General features: G+C 63.2%; 12 protein-coding genes and 1 pseudogene. 11 read left to right on the forward strand and 2 right to left on the reverse strand.

From position 1 onward, the window contains the following. Positions 1 to 83: 83 nt before the first annotated feature. Positions 84 to 509 (forward strand): PPOX class F420-dependent oxidoreductase, encoded by a 426-nt coding sequence (locus ACIA76_RS25475; protein ID WP_397154802.1) that lies wholly within the window; start codon positions 84 to 86, stop codon positions 507 to 509. Positions 510 to 517: 8 nt separating this feature from the next. Here ACIA76_RS25475 and ACIA76_RS25480 read toward each other — a convergent pair whose 3' ends face one another. Together ACIA76_RS25480 and ACIA76_RS25485 are read right to left on the reverse strand one after the other, a co-directional pair. After that, complete coding sequence (locus ACIA76_RS25480; RefSeq protein ID WP_397154803.1) at positions 518 to 2,308, reverse strand: alpha/beta hydrolase domain-containing protein; 1,791 nt, start codon at positions 2,306 to 2,308, stop codon at positions 518 to 520. Positions 2,309 to 2,329: 21 nt separating this feature from the next. After that, on the reverse strand, positions 2,330 to 2,755 hold the full coding sequence (locus tag ACIA76_RS25485; protein WP_397154805.1) for a DUF4254 domain-containing protein: 426 nt from the start codon (positions 2,753 to 2,755) through the stop codon (positions 2,330 to 2,332). Positions 2,756 to 3,029: 274 nt separating this feature from the next. On the opposite strand from ACIA76_RS25485, the pseudogene ACIA76_RS25490 reads away from it, so the two are divergent. From ACIA76_RS25490 to ACIA76_RS25535, 10 genes and pseudogenes are all read left to right on the forward strand, one after another. Beyond that, a pseudogene (locus tag ACIA76_RS25490) lies at positions 3,030 to 3,242 on the forward strand (helix-turn-helix domain-containing protein); the annotation flags it as partial. Between the two features lie 15 nt (positions 3,243 to 3,257). Beyond that, on the forward strand, positions 3,258 to 3,920 hold the full coding sequence (locus ACIA76_RS25495; RefSeq protein ID WP_397155077.1) for a DUF5753 domain-containing protein: 663 nt from the start codon (positions 3,258 to 3,260) through the stop codon (positions 3,918 to 3,920). Continuing rightward, positions 3,910 to 4,113 carry a DUF397 domain-containing protein gene (locus tag ACIA76_RS25500; protein WP_397154807.1) on the forward strand — a complete coding sequence of 68 codons (204 nt, stop codon included), beginning with the start codon at positions 3,910 to 3,912 and terminating at the stop codon, positions 4,111 to 4,113. Before ACIA76_RS25495 ends, ACIA76_RS25500 begins: the two co-directional genes overlap by 11 nt. A gap of 184 nt (positions 4,114 to 4,297) precedes the next feature. Then, on the forward strand, positions 4,298 to 4,618 hold the full coding sequence (locus ACIA76_RS25505; protein WP_397154808.1) for a hypothetical protein: 321 nt from the start codon (positions 4,298 to 4,300) through the stop codon (positions 4,616 to 4,618). Next, positions 4,596 to 6,683, forward strand: a complete 2,088-nt coding sequence (locus ACIA76_RS25510; RefSeq protein ID WP_397154810.1) for a hypothetical protein — start codon at positions 4,596 to 4,598, stop codon at positions 6,681 to 6,683. The genes ACIA76_RS25505 and ACIA76_RS25510 overlap by 23 nt, the downstream gene beginning before the upstream one ends. Continuing rightward, on the forward strand, positions 6,683 to 7,006 hold the full coding sequence (locus ACIA76_RS25515; protein ID WP_397154812.1) for a hypothetical protein: 324 nt from the start codon (positions 6,683 to 6,685) through the stop codon (positions 7,004 to 7,006). Before ACIA76_RS25510 ends, ACIA76_RS25515 begins: the two co-directional genes overlap by 1 nt. Before the next feature lie 103 nt (positions 7,007 to 7,109). After that, positions 7,110 to 7,784, forward strand: coding sequence for a hypothetical protein (locus ACIA76_RS25520; RefSeq protein WP_397154814.1), 675 nt, complete (start codon positions 7,110 to 7,112; stop codon positions 7,782 to 7,784). A gap of 4 nt (positions 7,785 to 7,788) precedes the next feature. Beyond that, on the forward strand, positions 7,789 to 8,223 hold the full coding sequence (locus ACIA76_RS25525) for a YbaB/EbfC family nucleoid-associated protein (protein ID WP_397154816.1): 435 nt from the start codon (positions 7,789 to 7,791) through the stop codon (positions 8,221 to 8,223). Between the two features lie 96 nt (positions 8,224 to 8,319). Further along, positions 8,320 to 8,643, forward strand: coding sequence for a WXG100 family type VII secretion target (locus ACIA76_RS25530; RefSeq protein ID WP_397154817.1), 324 nt, complete (start codon positions 8,320 to 8,322; stop codon positions 8,641 to 8,643). 15 nt (positions 8,644 to 8,658) lie between these two features. Then, positions 8,659 to 17,196, forward strand: coding sequence for a toxin glutamine deamidase domain-containing protein (locus ACIA76_RS25535; protein WP_397154819.1), 8,538 nt, complete (start codon positions 8,659 to 8,661; stop codon positions 17,194 to 17,196). Positions 17,197 to 17,256: the final 60 nt, after the last annotated feature.

Raw genomic sequence — 17,256 nt, forward strand, 5'->3', positions numbered from 1 at the left:
GTGTTCATTGGTCCGGGAATGTGGTGACACGAACGTGCCGGGGTTGGCGGGATTCGCCGGTAGCGGGCCGTACGCTGGACCACATGGCCTCACTTACCGACCCCCAAGTGCGTGACTTCCTCTCCCACGGCACCCGCACCGGCAAGCTCGCGTTCGTGGCCGCCGACGGCCGGCCGGTCATCAACCCGGTCTGGTTCATCGTCGAGGGCGAGGAACTGGTCTTCAATACCGGCAAGGACACTGCCAAGGGCAGGGCGATCCGGCGTGATCCACGCGTCGCGATCTGCGTCGATCTCGAGGAACCGCCCTTCGGGTATTTCCAGATCCAGGGCATCGCAACGATTTCCGAAGATCCGGCCGAGCTGCTGCGCACCGCCACCCTCCTCGGCGGCCGCTATATGGGCGCCGATCGCGCCGAGGAATTCGGTAAACGCAACGGCGTCCCCGGCGAGCTGGTCGTGCGGGTCCGGCCGACGAAGATCCTCGGCGGCGTCGATATGACGGCCTGATCCGCGGCTCAGTAGTCGGCCACAGCCTGTCCGACGACCGCCTCGACATCGCCGGCCAGCAGGAGCCGCTCGCTCACCAGGGCATTCGCCGCCTCCCGGACCGCGGCGGCGTATGCCGCACGGGTGGGATAGCGGTCGGCGACCGTGGGGCGACCGGGCGGGAAGGGCAGTTTGCTACCGAGTCGCTCATAGAGGACGTCCGGCAGGTGGTCGACGTGTCGTCGAGGATTCCAGCCGGTATAGCTGGCGAGCGGTGCGGCGACCGCGGGCAGGCGAATTCCAGCCAGCTCGTTGCCATCGTCGTCGACCATTGATACCAGGCCGATATAGGGGTCGCCGCGGCGAACCGGCCAGCGGCCGACGCCACGATCGGCTTCGGGACCGAGATCCAGGCGGCGCGGCCGGGGCAGCAGATCCGGATTCGGGTGGGGGACATGGCCGAACCGGTCGAGCACCTTCGCCGCCGGGACGGCCGTGCCGTCGGCGACGCGGGGAACCCGGCTCGGCGGCGCGGCCTCCTCGCCGATCACCCACTGCCGCAACGCGATCAGCAAGGCGCGCAACACCGGTTGCGGATCGAGCTTGTGCGTCGGATTGACACCCGGCAGAACGCCTTTGATCGGATTCGGGCCCATATGATCTGTTCCGGCCAGGGCGTAGACCCGTACATCCGGATCCTCGGGCAGATCGGCGCCCGTCACCGGATCCACATGCACCAGGCTGCCGTCGCCGCGCCAGTATTCGGAGGCGCTATTGGTGAGGACCACCTTCGGGACGCCGCCCGAATCACGTTGGCGCGCAAGCAGGCCGCTGCCGTCGAACGGCGGCAGCCCGGCGAAGCCGTCCACGCCGGTGAGCGAGGGCTGGGCATAGCGGTGATTGAACTCGCCCCGCGCCCCGGCGGCCACATGCGCGAACACCCCGTCGAATACCCTCGTCCCGGATTCGTCGAGATTCAGTCCGTCCCACAGGAACTGGCGCAACAGTCGACCTGACTGTGAAATGCCGAATCCGAAGGTGCGCTGAACACCCTCGGAACGCAAGTGCGACACGATATCCCGGATCGCCAGCAGTCCACAGCCGACGACCGGTGCCCGCGAGGTCCGATACACCAGCTCATACCAATGGAAGGCCCGGAACCCACCCGCCAGTGCGATATGCGTCGCATCGGTGAAATGCCAAGAGTCTCGGGGGATTTCCGACCACTCGCCGTCCGGCGAGGTGCGAACGGCGAGCACCGCCTCCGGATCGCCGATATCGGCCGTGGGATAGGTGTCGAACCGGAAGAATGCGCCCAGCCCCGGCATCGTATCGCTGAGCAGATGCCTCTTCTCGTCGGTATCGGACCGCCACTCCACCCGCATCCGGCCCGGTGGCACATCGGCCTCGGGCACGGTGATGCCGAGATTCCCCGGTCCGCGCCGCACATCCCACTGCCATCCGCACCAGACGATGGTCCAGCCCCGATCGAGCAGGAACCCGTCCCCGGGGTCGACGCGTTCGAGATCGGCATAGTCGACGACCGTCCCCGTGCTGAACGGCGCGCCACCGAGCAGCCCGCGGTTGGGCACCACGAACAACAGATCCCCGCTGCCGCCGTCGACGGGCCGCAGTATCCGCAGATCGGCGTCGAACCGCACCAGCCCGTCCGCACCCCGCGGCGCCCGATCCAGATCCACGATCGATCGATTCGCCGGATGCTCCGGATCGACGGCGAAATCCACCGTGCCCCGCACCAATTCGTAGCGCAGATCGGCATACGGGGTGACGGATTCGATATGTACAGCCTCGACGCCCATGTCCGGAGTCTATCCACGCGATCATGGTCCGCCCGGAAGCCGCCGACGCCCGGTCACCACCTCCTCCGCCAGATCCTCGTATCCGACCGCCAGCTCGGCCAGCCGCTCCCACGCGTCACCGAGCTCCCAGTCGTCGGTCCCCGCGAGCGCGGCATAGGCGTCGGCGGTGAGCTGCGCCAGCCGATCGACGATCGCCCCCAGCGTCTCGGTATGAATCCGCGCCGAACCCGGTGCGGGCGCAACGGTATCGCCCACCCATCGATCTATCCGGCGCACCAGTTGCGCACGCAGCCCGTCGATCTCGTGCACGCGATCGCGATCGGCACCGATTCGTTGCTCATGCAATTCGGCCAATGCATGGGCGGCCGACAACATCGGATGCACATCGCAGTCGATCCCCCGACAGGCATGCAGCAGTTGCTGTTTCGTCGGAAACGCCCGCCGCATCATCACAAACCTCCGGAATTCGTAGCCATCGCCAATATCGAACGGATAAGATGCACCCGGCGGACTCGGCGGCTCCACCCATCGAGTCCCTTGCACCACAGAACGATTCGCGGCGCGCATGGTGCACCGGATGCTCCTGAAGAACATCACCGATACAGCCGTCTCCGACTCCCGTTCCGGGAATTCCGAACATGTCCGTGGAATATCCAGGACCGCGGTCGGACTGAAAACCGAGCGCTGCCGAACTGAAAGCGGCGTCAGAGGGGGTTATGTCATGGCAAAGGATCCGGACCATCCGTCGCTGCCGCGTCGGCAACTGGGCCAGTTCATCCGCCGGGCCAGGGAAGAGGTGAATCTGCGACAGGAGGAAGTCGCTGAGCTGATGCAGTGGAGTCCGAGTACGCAGTCCCGGATCGAGCACGGTGACCTGGGCAGATTACGAGACCGCGACCTGGTCCAACTCGGGCAGGTGCTGGAGCTGAGCCAGGAGGAGGTCACAGCGATGATCGGACTGCTGCATCAGCCGCTCATGGAGAACTGGTGGCGCAGCTTCATGGACGTGATGCTCGGCTCATTCGATGTGTATCTGAGTTTGGAAGCAGAGGCGCGCGTTCTCGATATCTATCAGCCGCATGTCGTTCCCGGACTGTTCCAAACCGGCGACTATGCGGCGGCGCTCGATCGCATCTACTTCCCGAACGACTCGGAGGAGGACAAGAGACGTCGTATCGAGCTGAAGCTTCGTCGGCAGAGAATCATCACCCGGAAGAGTCGACCGGTGGCGGTGACTCTGGTTCTGCACGAGACCGTGTTGCGAACGATTGTCGGCGGACCTGCAGTGATGGCGGCACAGCTGAGTCATCTGGCCGACCTCAGCACACGTCCCAACATCACCGTTCGAATCCTGCCCTTCGCGGCCGGATTACCTGTCGGCATCCCGGCCGGACCCTACGTCATCCTCGACTTCGCCGATGAGCCAAAGGGATTGGCGGCCCCCACGATCGTTTACGTCGAGAATCTGACCGGCGACATGTACCTTCGAGGAGAGGGTGATGTGAAGCAATATCGCTTGGTGTCCGCCATCATTCGACGCGCGGCGATGGATGAGGTGAGCAGCAGGCTACTGCTGAGGCAGTTGGCGAAGGAGTACCGACGTGGGCGTTGATCATTCTGGAGCGAAGTGGTTCAAGAGCAGCCGCAGCTCGGGAGGCAAGGAGTGCGTGGAGGTCGCGTTCCTCACCGACGGTCATGTGGGCGTCCGCGACTCCAAGAACCCAACCGGCCCGGCTCTTCTCTTCACGCCAGATGAGTGGGACGCCTTCACTACATCGGTCACCACCGACATCCACCTCGCCTGACGAAGCCGCAACGCCGATGACCCGCTACCCAAGGTGGCGGGTCATCGCATATCCGCCAAGGATGTGCTGCCGCGACGGAACCGATCTCGACGCTGCCGCGTCGAACCTATTGGAGCCATCCGTAGGCGCGTAGGCATGTCTGCCATGATCGTCGGGCTGGGTGGAGAGAGACCGAGGAGGGGCCGTGCTGTTCATTCCGGAGTCCGTGCTGGGAATGGCGCGGACGATCGAACCGGCGACCGCGGCGATGCGGGAGCATGCGACGCGGATCGCCGCGGTCGGCTTCGACCCGTCGCATGCCGGGCAGGACTACCTGGAGCAGGGGCGGAAGCTGGCCGCGGGGGTGGATGGGATCGTGGCGACATTGCATTCATGGTCCGAGGCTTCCGGTGCCACGGTCGATGTGTTGCGGCAGGTGGTGACCGCGACCACCGCCACCGATGAACAGAATCGAACCGGGATCGAGGGGGCGGAGGGTGGGCGTGACGGATCCCAAGCCGTATGACCAGGCGTATCAGGGTGACATTGATAAGGCGAGGCACGATCTCGAGCGCTTTCTCCAAGAGGATGGCAAGAACGCTTTCAGTGGCAAGGGCGATCAGGCGATCTGGAACGAGAAGCCGAAGACGACCGGTTCGGATGTCAACACCCTTCTCGACCAGGCGGCCCCCGGACTGCAATGGTTCGAACGGGCTCTGATCCGGTACCACCGGGTGTACCAGGTGCTGGGGCTAGAGGATTTCGCCAGTATCGTCGTACCGCCGCTGCAGCTCGGCGAGGAGAAGGTCGGCGGCGAAACCATCGTCACGACGGGGAATCCCGACGCGGTGATGCGGAGCCTGGAGTTCAAATGGTACGACCAGCAGCGCAGCATGGATCTTGGCAATCTGACCAAGCTGGCCGATTCGTTGACGAAGGCCTCGAAGACGAACGACGCACACCCTTCGGCCGAGGACGCGACTCGTGATCTGAATGGTGTCGCAAGCGCGGTGCCCGAAGTGTGGCAGGGCGTCGGCGGCGTGGCGGCGCAGGACCACCTGGCCGGATTCCATGCGCATGCCGAGCAGCAGACCCAGTATCTGCAGTCGGTCGCGGCGGCGTTGCAGGGACTGCCCGGCGTTCTCCTCCAAATCGTCAGGGAGAAGGCGGGTTTCATCTCCGGGTTCGACAGCCCGCAGTGTCCGGTCGCCGGGCATGCCATGCGCCTCGGCAGTGGCGAGGATCCGGTGAGCAACATCATCACGGTGGCCGCCGAGAGCACCACCTTCGGTTATCTGCTCGACAAGACGAATATGCGTGCGGCCGAACAGTTTCACATGACCGATGTCGGCGTCGGCAGCAGTGACGGCTCCCAGAAGCTTCGCGATGCGTGCAAACAGTGGCTGATCGAGCATTTCGGCCCGGCGGTTCGGGAAGCGTTCACCGCCTTCGTACATCAGTGCGCCCTGGCCGACTACTACATCCGGCAGGCATACAAGCCGGTGACGGATCTGCTCGACAACCACGACCCGACTCCGTTTCCCAAACCGCAGGACAAGCCCGCGCCCTCCGGACCGGCACCGAGTCCATCCCCGAGTGGCATACCCACGCGGACAACGAGTTTCGAGCCGAGTACGCCGCCGTCCACCACCCCGGCCTCGGTCACCCCGGCGACTCCTACCCCAACCTCACCGACCGCACCGCAAGCCAATCCGTTACAGGCATTGTCCGGCCTGGTCGGACAGGCAGGTCAAACCCTGCAGCAGGGCCTCGGTCAGCTGCAGGGCATGGTTCAGCAGGGTCTGAGCGGGCTCGCCACCAACGCCGCGGCCGCCGAGTCACCGATCGCCGACATGAATGGTGTGAAGGATTCACCGGGCGTGGGCGATCCATCCGCGTCGAAGACGCTGGCGAGCCTGGACCTCCCCGGCGGAAAGCTGTCCCTGGCACAGGCCCCGAACGGGACACTCACCGCAACGGTTACCGGACCGGACGGCAAGTCACGCCAGTACTCGATGGGTATCAAGGACGGGAAACCGTTCTTCACCGAGAACCCGGACCCGTCGACCGAGCCGACCACGGCCGGAGCGGTCAAGGAATCCGGCCCGCTCGGTCGTTCCCTCGGCGTCGGAATCGCCTCCGGCACATCGGTCGATCACCCGGCCGCGGGTGCGTCCTACAGCGGAACCCCTTCGGCGAGAACACCTCAGGCCGCCGCGACCCCGACATCGTTCACCGACCCCAACTCGGCGGTGTCGACCCAGAGCGGAGCGCCGATGGGCGGCATGCCGATGGGTGGTGGCATGCCCTCCGGCGGTGCGTCCGCCGGAAAAGGAAGTCCGGACCCCGAACGCCGCTCCAGCGGAATCGTGCCACCCCAACCGCTGTGGACCACCCCGCCGGCCACCGAAGAGTCCCCCTTCCCCGCGCCGGGCGCGCCGGAATTGGCATCCGCGGGAAGCCTGTACGCCGAGCCGAGCGCTCCCATCCCGCCGACGCCCAAAGACGTACCGACACAAGCCGTTTCCGAAACCACGCCGCCTCCGCCCCGCAACGACGGCGTCAAGATCGAAATCGAAATGGGCAAGTAATGGACTACGCAGCCGAGATGGACCGCATCCTCGCCGATTACCGAGCCGCCTCCCGCACCGTGACCGACCAGTTCCTGACGGCCGACGCCCGCACCACCCGCGAGGGCACAGCCGTATTCGACACCCTGCGAGACGAATACGACCGCCCCGACCCGGAGCCGCAGCCTGATATGCCAGCTCAGCCCGTCCGCGCCGACCATCGCGAACCGAGATCCGATGCCCGCAGACCTGGCCGAGCGGATTACGTACTGCCATCCGACTGGACGGAGGAGGACGAGGCGAGAGCGGAGGGCTACGGATCACCCAACTCCTGGCTGGTTTGATGGATCCGAACGTGAGTGGCAAGCAGCAGTTCCGAAAGGTGAGTCTCGAAGTGCTTTGGCATCGGCGAATGAGTGATGAGGGTCTCGAATCGGGAGGTCACCGATGAGCCGGGAACCGCGCCCTCTCCAGGAATTCGACTTCCCGTACCCCCGCGACCTCGTACTTCCCCAGGTGAAGGAAGCGGACTTCGTCTGGGCGCGAGAGAATCCCGATAAGTGGATGTACTACGTGGATCCGAGCGCCGACAAGTCCGCGCTCACCAACGCCAACGTGATCGGCGGCCGATTGGCCAATGGCGAGGGCGAATTCGTGGACCGCTGGATCAACCCGGAGTTCGTGCCTACGCCCCAGTACGCGGGCGTCGAGTTCGCCAACGAGTTCGAACTGGTTATGTGGCGGACCAACTCCGGATTCACCAACATCGGCAGATTCCTGGACGCGCTCGCCCGGAGCAGGCTGACCATCGTGTTGCGCGCGGACGATCCGGACGGACAGCGCGGATGGCCGTTCCGCCCCGACGGCGATCAGCTGTGGTTGGACGTCTACACCTCGGCGGGCATGTTGCCCCGTGATACGAATCCTTGGTTGCGGCGGGATATTTCGGGCCGGGATGTGCTCGAGCAGGTAAGCCCGATGGATCGGGTGCACGTGTTCTTCAATCCCCCCGACAAGGAGCCCGGACTGACGCTGGTAGGCGAGGATCTGACGTATTGGTGGAGGCAACGCCAGGAGGGAATCCGGCTGGCGGCGGAAGCCGAGCGGGCCGAGGGACCGTAGCGATATGGAGAACCGCGAGCGGGACGAAATCCGATCGGCCAACGCCGGTCTCCATTCGGCATTGGACGCCCTCCACACCGCCTATGAGCAAGAACTCGAGCAACTGAGCGCGATCAGCCAGAAGCTGGCCGAGATGAAGGTGCGCGCCACCTCGCCGACCAATCTCGCACGCGTGACAGTGAATTCGACCGGCCTGGTCCTCGAGGTATCCATCGCCGAAGACGCCTACCGCCGCAGCACCCCGACCCAGCTGACCGAGGAACTCAACACCACGATCCGCGGCGCCGTAGAGGCAGCCGCCAAGGCCCGCAAGGAGCTCCTGGCCCCGGTGCAATCCGTCGCCGACGGAATAGCCGACCTCAGCGAAACGATCCCAGGCGCCCCGAGCCTGCGGCAAGTGGAGCATCAACTGTCGGACGAACCCCCGACGCCGCAGTAGCAATCACGGTGAGCTGATTCTGAATTCGTGGAACCGGACGCGTGCGCCCGGCGTCGAAGTAGATGAACGAGCTGTACCTGATGAGGGAGTGTGATCGTGGCCAACTTCTGGGCTGATCCGGAGCGACTGCGCGCGGTGGCGCCGAAGTTCGCGGAACTGGGTGCCGATGTGGAATCGGCTGTCGAGAAGCTTCGTCACGGCCTCGATTCCGAGCACAGGTGCTGGGGAAGTGATCAGCCCGGTAAGCAGTTCGAGCAGCAGTATCCGCAGGGCGAGGGTCCGGGCAGCGTCGGGGAAGCCCTTGCGGCGCTGGGGATTTTGGCGGGCAAGCTGAAGGCGACCGGTGACAAGATCACCGGGGCGGCCACTGCCGTTCGGACTCAGGAGCAGAACAACGCCGAGCAGTACCGTCGGGTGTAGCGGGGGATCGCACTCGTGACGTTGTGGCGCCCGCCTATTCCGGGCTTCCTGATGGATTTCGTTCTGGGGCACTGGCCCGAGGGCGATGAAGACGCGATGCGGCGTGCGGCCGGTCACTGGTCGGATATGGCCGAGGCGCTGAAACAGTTGCGCGAGCCCGCCGATCAGGCCATGAACTCGGCGTTGTCGGCGATCGAGGGTCAGACCCACGCCGCGTTGTCGACGTATTGGAAGGATATCGGGGGCGATAACGGCGATCTGGAACACCTGATCACGGTGTGTGAGAGTTTCGCCAAGCAGCTCGAGCACGGCGCCACCGATATCGAGCATGCCAAGCTCACGATCTACATTTCGCTGGGCACGCTGGTCATCACCTTCATTCCCGGTATCGGTACCGTCGCCGGCACCGCGGCGGCGTTCGCGGTGAAGCTGGTCATCCGCAAGGCGGCGCAAGAGCTGCTGGTCCGGCTCGCGGAGAAGGGCACGGTGTTCCTCGGCGAGCGTCTCGCTGCGCGCCTGGCGTTCCGGCTGGGGGCGGGCGCGATGGTCGGTTCGGCCATGGGCGGTGGTGTCGATCTCGCGGCCCAGGGCATCGAGATCGCGGAAGGTCACCGTCGGGACGGAATCGACTGGGGGTCGGTGGGTTCGGCGGCCGAGGCAGGGGCGGTGGCCGGAGCGATCGCGGGGCCGATCGGCGCCAAGATGCAGGACGGTGTGGCCGGTGTCGTGGGTCGCGATGTCCTGGAGTCGAATTCGCTGGGCGGTGTGGTGAGCCGTGCGGTGGCCGAGGTGCCCGGCAATATCGTCGGCAATGCCGCGGGCTCGGCGGTCACCTCGGGTGGTCATGTCGATACCAGCAATCTGTTCGATGGCGCTGGTGGTGGGCTCAGCCGTCACAGTACGCATGCGAGTGGCGGTTCCCATGTCGAAACGTCACACTCGGAGACCGCACCCGCGTCGACCGCGCATACCGCGTCGACCGACGGCGCCACTTCTCATGTGGGACAAGAACAACCACCGACCATAGACTCGAAGGCCCCGCGATCGGCGACCCCTGAAACAGCCGATATCGCACCTGTGTCGACGAGCTCGGGGCCGGTCGACGCCATGCCCGCCTCCGTCGAGACGCATTCCGAGACCACCGCACCCGCCAATGCGGCAGCGCCCAGGGGCGACGATGTTCCCGCCCAGACATCAGCAGCCGCTGCGGATTCGAGTACTTCGGTTGAACCGCCGCAGAATTCGGCCGGATCCAGTCATTCCGGTGGGACCGATGGCCAGCCGAGTTCGGGCCATTCGGGCGATCCTCGCTCGATTTCGCCTGCGTCGCAGCAGAACACCACATCGGGGCCGGCGCTATCCGATCCCGGCTCGGCCGGGCAGCCGTCCCACGGTGCGGCGACCTCATCCCCCGCGCCGGACCGCTCTGTCACTCGAACGTCGGATTCGACATCGCCGCAAGGGACTACCGTGTCCGGCGATCGTCCGACGAGCGACCGAACTCCGCCTGCGTATCGTGCCACCGACGACGTCCGCCCGGCGAGCGGCGTCGACAGACCGGATCGGACGACGGCAACATCGCCGGAACGCGAGAACCCGAGCGCCACTGTGCACCGGCCCGCCGCCGCAACACCAGCGACGACAGGGCGACCCCCCTCCCACGAAACATCCGGTGGATCGCACCGGCCGGAAAATCCCGCGTCTCTCACGCCCGACCGCCCATCCGTCGGGTCGCAACCACGTGGTACCGCGCCTCGGCCACCCGCTGATCACGTCCCGCGCGAGACGAGCACGCACGCACAGTCGCCGCGCCGGGCCGACGAAAGAAGCGGCAGCCGTCCGGCGGGACCGTCCGACATCGCGGGGCAACAGCATCACCCGGATCCGGGTCATCGGGCCGCACCCGATCATACATCCCCCTCGGACAGGCCGGTCGATACCCGCCCTGGCGCAGGCGATTTCGATCGACCGCTACGCGGGCCGGATGAGATACACCGCCCGGGCGAGAGCGCCTCGCGTGGATCGTTCCCACACGAGCCGAATTCCCAGCGGCTCGAACTGGATTACAGTCAGCGGTGGTCGATCGATCAGTATGCCAAAGAAACACGTATGACGTTCGATGAGATCGTCCGCGATCTCGAGAACGGTAAGTTGGTGTTCGGCCGGTGGGGGATAACAAAATCAACAGTCCTGGTCGAGCATAGGTACGAGACACCCGATATCCTGCACCAGGATTACCTTACCGAGGTGGTGGCCAACCAGCTCACCAATGTAACGGAACGTCGTAGATACTCCAGTGAGGATCCAGACGAATTCATCCCCGGATGTCCCGATGCCGAATTGCCTCGCCACCTTACTCGAGCCATGCCCGCCGATGCCTTCCATGATGTGACCCGCCCGGTTGACGCGGGAAAGATCGTGATAAATGAGGAGGGCGACGGTCTCTCGCCGATATGGCGTGATCGCAGCGCGAACGACGCGTATCTCGAGGCCAGGAACGCGCTGTTCCGCATGGATTCCCGTGGGCCGGAGATCTTCGGCCCCGGCTTCGAGCCACGTGACGTCGAAAACCTCAGCATCGCCGCGCATACCGGTCGGCAAGGGAACTTCGGATTCGTTTCGTTCGCTCAGAGTCCGGAGCATGCCATTACTCGAAACATTAGCGGTCTTCGGGACACGGACGGCCTGGAACCGCTGCCGGACGGCACATTTCGGCAGGTGCGTTATATGCACGAGGTGTACCATCCATACGGCATTGCCGTCGACCCCACATTCCATGATATCGGGTTGGAGGGCGGCCATAAAGAGACGGAAGTGCTCGCTCCCGGTGGATTGTCCGCTGACACGATCTACCGTATCTGGCCGCGAGAGATCATCGTCGACGGCAATCGAAATTACTTGTCTATCAAGGTCGGCGATCCGATCTACAATCCACGCTTCGCTCATCTCGACAATCCAAGTTTCGCGGCCACTCATGATGTCCCTACGCATCTGCCGGGCCCGCGGGCAGAGCGCAGCCCGCATATCGCCGCACCGAACGACATCCAAAACGGCCATCCCACAACGGAACAAGCCCAACCATTCTGGTCGCCGCGCCCGGAAGATCGGGCCCCGGAGTCCAATCCCCCTCGTCAGTTCGACCCGCCCCCGGAGGCTCCTCGGCACCGCCCGGAGTACCGGCCAGAGCATCGACCTTCGACAAGCGATCCAGCGGACGGACGCTTACCGAGCCGAACTGGAGAAGAAGGGGCGGCGCCCAGCCACCGACGACCAGATCCAGATCCGGCAAGCCTGGACCGAATCCGAGCTGAAGCGGATCGATCGGGAGACCGACGAAACGACCGAGTAACACCGGACAACGCTGAGGATCGCTCATCGGCCCCGTCGACACCTCCGCAACACGTGCATCCCGATTCCCCACCGCCACACCAGGACCCGCACGCTTCACAACTCGATGGACACAACCCGACACCAGACCAGCCGCGCCCATCGGTTCGGGCCGACGAGCCCGATCACTCCCGTCCACAGCAGCTTCCGGCCGCGCCCCACAATGGGGGTAATACCCCACACTCCCTGTCGCACAACGAAATTCAGGAAGCGCACCAGACGCGGCAAGCACGTGAGCAATACCGTCTGCGGGCGCCGGAAAACGGCCTCGTCACCCCGGTGCATCGCGGACCTGGGCCACACGCCGGGCCTGCCTACGATTTCCGCCGCTATCCGGATGGACCGGATCGATCGGTTGCGGTCGTGAGCATCAAGGTCCATATGACCTACGACGACCGTATGCTTCCGGATCAGAGGCATCGCGCATGGGAAAATGCGCAGCTCGCAACGGATTCGACGTTCAATCGCGGCCACCGGCTGCTGTCGGGCGACTGGGTGCTCGTCGATCTCGTACCGACATCGGATCCTTCGGCAGCGAACCTGCACATCCACGTCGACGACACTTCCGGCCCATTGCATCCAGACTCGATTGCGTCGCAGTTGCGTGAGCAACTGGGTCTGCCGGCAAGGTCTGATCAGGCCCAGCTGAATCCGCAGGAGATTCGTCAGCTCAGCAATGACATCGCCAAAGCCAACACGCCCGCGGCGTTGGACGGCCTGCCGGGGACCCGGGTGATCGCCGAGGGTCACCTGCAGGAGATCGAAATGGCCGAGTACCAGCATGCTGTCGAGGACGCGCTCCGCGACGGTAATCGGTTCCTGGTCGGTGCGGATCCTCGCACGAACCCGTATGGACGTTTGATCAACGACGGCGGGCCGGAGCACGTGGGCCGCAACGTCAACTGCGTGGACAATTCACTTGCGGCGTTGTCCTCGTTCAACGGTCGGCCCCAGGTCGCCGCTGCCCGTTGGCCCGAATACCTGCCCGATGGAAGCACCGTTGAGGTTGGCGAAGGTGACGAGCGTGCCCAAGCGTGGCTCGGCGGGCAGTGGCAGGACTACAACGTCGGCCGATCCGTCGGCGCTCAAGCACAAGCCCTGCACGAGTGGATGCGCCACTGTGGTCCTGGCTCATCGGCCCTGGTACTCAACACGTGGCATGCCCGAGATGCCAACGGCACCTTCCTTGATAACGCAGACGGAACACCCGTGATTCGTGGCGGGCATGCCACCGTCATCGTTTATCCGCACGATGCGTCCGGGCCCGTATGGTGGGATCCGCAGCAGGCGACCTTCTCGAACTATCCGCCCCACAGTTTGATCGACGGGTCAGCACAACTGAAATTCATGATCGTCGATCCCAAGGGAGACCAATACGGTGCCGCCACTACTGCAGACCGAGGAACAACTGGAGCACTATCTGGCGCAGATCTTCGGTCCTACACGTCAGTTCCACGCGATCGAGTTCCAGCACGGATGGGTGTGCCAGGAGAAGCTGACACCGGAGCAGATGGCCGAGGGCCTGCACATCGGCCTCGGGAACTACGTGGTGAACAAGCACACCGGAGTGGTGACCGCGCATTCGAGCCTGCATCCGTTCACGATCGGGGAGGGATACGACGAGGCGATCCGGACAGGCCAGCCGGTGCAGGGTCGTCAGATATACCCGGCCCAGTGGCGGCTGAACATCCAGCGCACTCAGGAGGATTCGAACACGATCGAATACCACGTTCGGGCGCAGAGCCTGACCGAACCACCGCAACCGCCCGAGGACTACCAGCTGATGATCGACAAGAACACCTTCGCTCATCAACCGCCAGCCCCTCTGGCAGTGAACGTGCTCATGTGGGCAGGGGGGAATCGCCGGAACGGCTCCTGGCCGACCGAGGGGACCTTCGAGATCTAGATCCCAACGACGCGGCGCGCCCCCCGAATATCGAAGCTCCCGCCTCAGCAGAGCCACCGAAGGTTGCCTACTCGGATAACGAGCCGCGTGAGCAACCGAGCTCTTCGTCAGGATCGGGCCACCCTCAGCCACGTCCGGAACACATCAGCGAACTCGGCAATGGCATCGCTGAAGCCAACAAGTCCGTGGTGCCCGATAGCCGGCCAGAGACGCGGGGCGAAATTCCCTCTGCTAACCCGCATGACAACCGGGACCACTCAGCTGAGCACGCGACAAGTGCCGAAACTGCTTCGCAGGCCGCTCATGCAACCCACCGGTCCGAGATATCGATCCGAGACGTGGCGCGGTCGCATTCGTTGGCCGCTGAGGCTTATGAAGCGATCCGCAAAGCGAACGACGTCGACCGAATTGCCGAGAATCTCCAAGGATTCCGACGCCCAGACGGCTCACGCTATGCGCGTGGCGATATCGAGGTAGTCAAGAATCACCTCTTCCACGAAGAGCATCTCCTCGACGCAACCGATGGTGGCCTGATCAAGGCACACTTCGAGCCGAATCTCGATATCGCCCTAGCCTGGGAGCGCCTTACCTCCGGACGACATACCGACTCCGACATACGACTTCTGGAACACGAACTTGCCGAACACAACTATCTCGTAGACCATCCAGGCGCCAGCTATGTCGAGGCGCATCGCGCCGCCAACGACATAGCTAACTGGGAGCGGGGAAGACTCGGTCAGGACAGCGAATACCGCACACTTCGCGACGGTGACTACCCTTCATCGGTCGATCAGGATAGCGACCATCGCCTGCCGGCTCCGGGCCAAACCGGTGCCGAGATACACCCCCCTCGGAGAGATATCACAGGCCCGAATGGTGAACCGATATGGGATCTACCGGAAAAGTCCCATCCGTGGGGAGGGGGTGGGTCTTTTGGTGGACGAGGGGCCGGGAAAGAAATACCGGAAGGGATTAAAAAAGCCTTCAATACAGGAGGGGGTGCGGACACTACTAGGCAACCGCCTATGTGCTCGTACTGTCGGGTCAACCATGCTACAACGGTTGACCATGTATGGCCGCGTTCAATCCGCGGCGATCTCGAGCCTGATAACTTGGTTCCCGCATGCGGGTCATGTAACTCATCCAAGAGGGATAAGACTGTTCCTAAGAATATGCCCGCCGAATATGAGGGAGTGTACCCTCCTTCGCATTGGCCGGAATGGATGAAGGAAGCGGCCGGTGAACCGCGCGGACATTATCCCAAAGTTAGAGGTCAGGTGGCGTGGGAGGTCGAGCGCGCTAAGGAAAGAGTTCTGCGCGATTCTCCGGAGTATGCCCGGCGAGCTGCCATCCGAGATCATGTAACTAATAGACGTAAGATCGAGGCAATCGAGAGAAACTACAGAGGGAGAGTTGAGGAAGCTTTTGAGGAAATACAAAAGCGGATTGACGAGGCAACTTCTCTTCCAGATTTTAATCCGGAACTGTTCCGAGCGTATGTTTCTGGCTCGGTGAAGCACATCGAAGTAAAAGTCAGGGAGAATTCAGATAAGTACGAGCGTGTTGTATATGTGCCAAGTAAGGATGGGCGGTCGGGATATCTGTCCGACCCCAATTCGTTGGAGCATTTCCTTGCAAGGGTCGTCGACCTCGCCAAGACCGCGAGTGATCCTGAGAAACTCGAACGTGATGCTATGGCAACGCGGGTTACAGGGAGAGGGGAAATCTTAGTCGGGAGTTACGAAGAGGCAGTCGCCTATGGGCGTGGGGAAGAAGTCAAAGAATGGCAGCCCGACAGAGGGGACGGGAAGGTAAGATATTCGGTCGACGTTGTTCAAACAGCTGATAATAACCCAGCCTCCATCTCTAGGCCGAGCCCAGCCGATCGGGCAGGGATGAGTCTCGCTGAGCGCGACCGGACACGAAACGAGGCTTTTAGTGACCGTGACGCTCGCAAAGAAGCGCGGGCTCTGAGAGAGCAGGAACGGGTATGGCATCCCGGGGAACGGGATGAGTTCGAGCGCACGCTGGACGCGCGAGAACATGCACGCGACGAGTTCGAGAGACAGCTCGACGTGCGTGAGGGGAAACGCGACATTCTAGAATGGAGCGAAGTCAGCCCCGAACAGCGAGCGATACTGGAGCGAGCCCGGGATCTGGATATTCAGGCTCGGGCCAATCTCGAGCGAGAGGAAATGCGCGACGGGCGAGAGCGCGAACGTTACGATCGGGCGACCAACAGAGATCTGTCGGAAAAGGTCCGAGAGCTTGACTTCCGCGAAGGAGTCCTGGACGCGCGCGAGCGAGCGCTGGACGAGCGGGAAAGGATACGACTCGATGAAGCTCAGGCCTGCCTCGCGGAGGGGCGTGAGCTCGACCTGCAACTCGTGCAAGAACAGGCGCTTGACGAGCGTGAACGTTTAATTCTTGAACTGCAACGAGATCGGCTTCAGTTGGAGCGTGGGGGTGTAGAGCTGTCTGGGCGTGTTCTGGAATTGGATGCGCGTGCGGCTGAGTTGGATCGGGTGGAGCTTGTTCGTATTGAAAACGAGCGCGAGCGTCTGTCGCAAGGGCTTGAGACTGATCTGGCGGCTCGTGAGCTTGAGGAGAAGCAGCGTGGTCTTGATATGCGTGAGCGTGTGATTCTCGAGCGTGAGCGAGGTCAGTTGCTGGAGCGTGGGGGAATGGAGTTGCCTGAGCGTGTTCAGGAGTTGGATGCGCGTGCGGCTGAGTTGGATCGGGTGGAGCTTGTTCGTATTGAGAATGAGCGGGTGCGTTTGGCTCAGGGGTTGGAGAATGATCCGGAGTCGGTTGACGCTCGTGAGCTTGAGGAGAAGCATCATGTGCTTGATACGCGTGAGCGCAGAACGCTGGACCTTGAACGGGATCAGCTTCTGCGAGGCGATAGAGAGAAGAGAACCGAACTTGTGAAGCAACTTGACCTGAATGAATTGAATATAATTTCCCGAGAGCGAAAAGAGATAATGAATCTTCGTCAAAACCTGTGGGAGGGTGTGGAGCTGGACCAGGACGAGCTCATCGTTATGGAGTTTGCTCGTCAAAGCGACGAGCGAGACCTTGAGAAGATTTCGCAGGAGCGGGATTTGGAGCTGACGCGTGGACAGGACGCAATTACAAGAACGCTTCAACAGCGTGGGCTGGATGAGATAGCACTTCGTCGAGAGTCCAGAATGCAGGAGATGCGCCAGCAAATGGCGCAGGAACGTTCACTTGATCTAGGGATGGGTCTTGAGCTGTGATGCACAACAGCGCATACCCAATCCTCGTAGTATACTCCAGCTACGGAGTGTTCGACCGAG

The sequence above is a fragment of the Nocardia sp. NPDC051570 genome (assembly GCF_044454005.1).
GTDB lineage: Bacteria > Actinomycetota > Actinomycetes > Mycobacteriales > Mycobacteriaceae > Nocardia.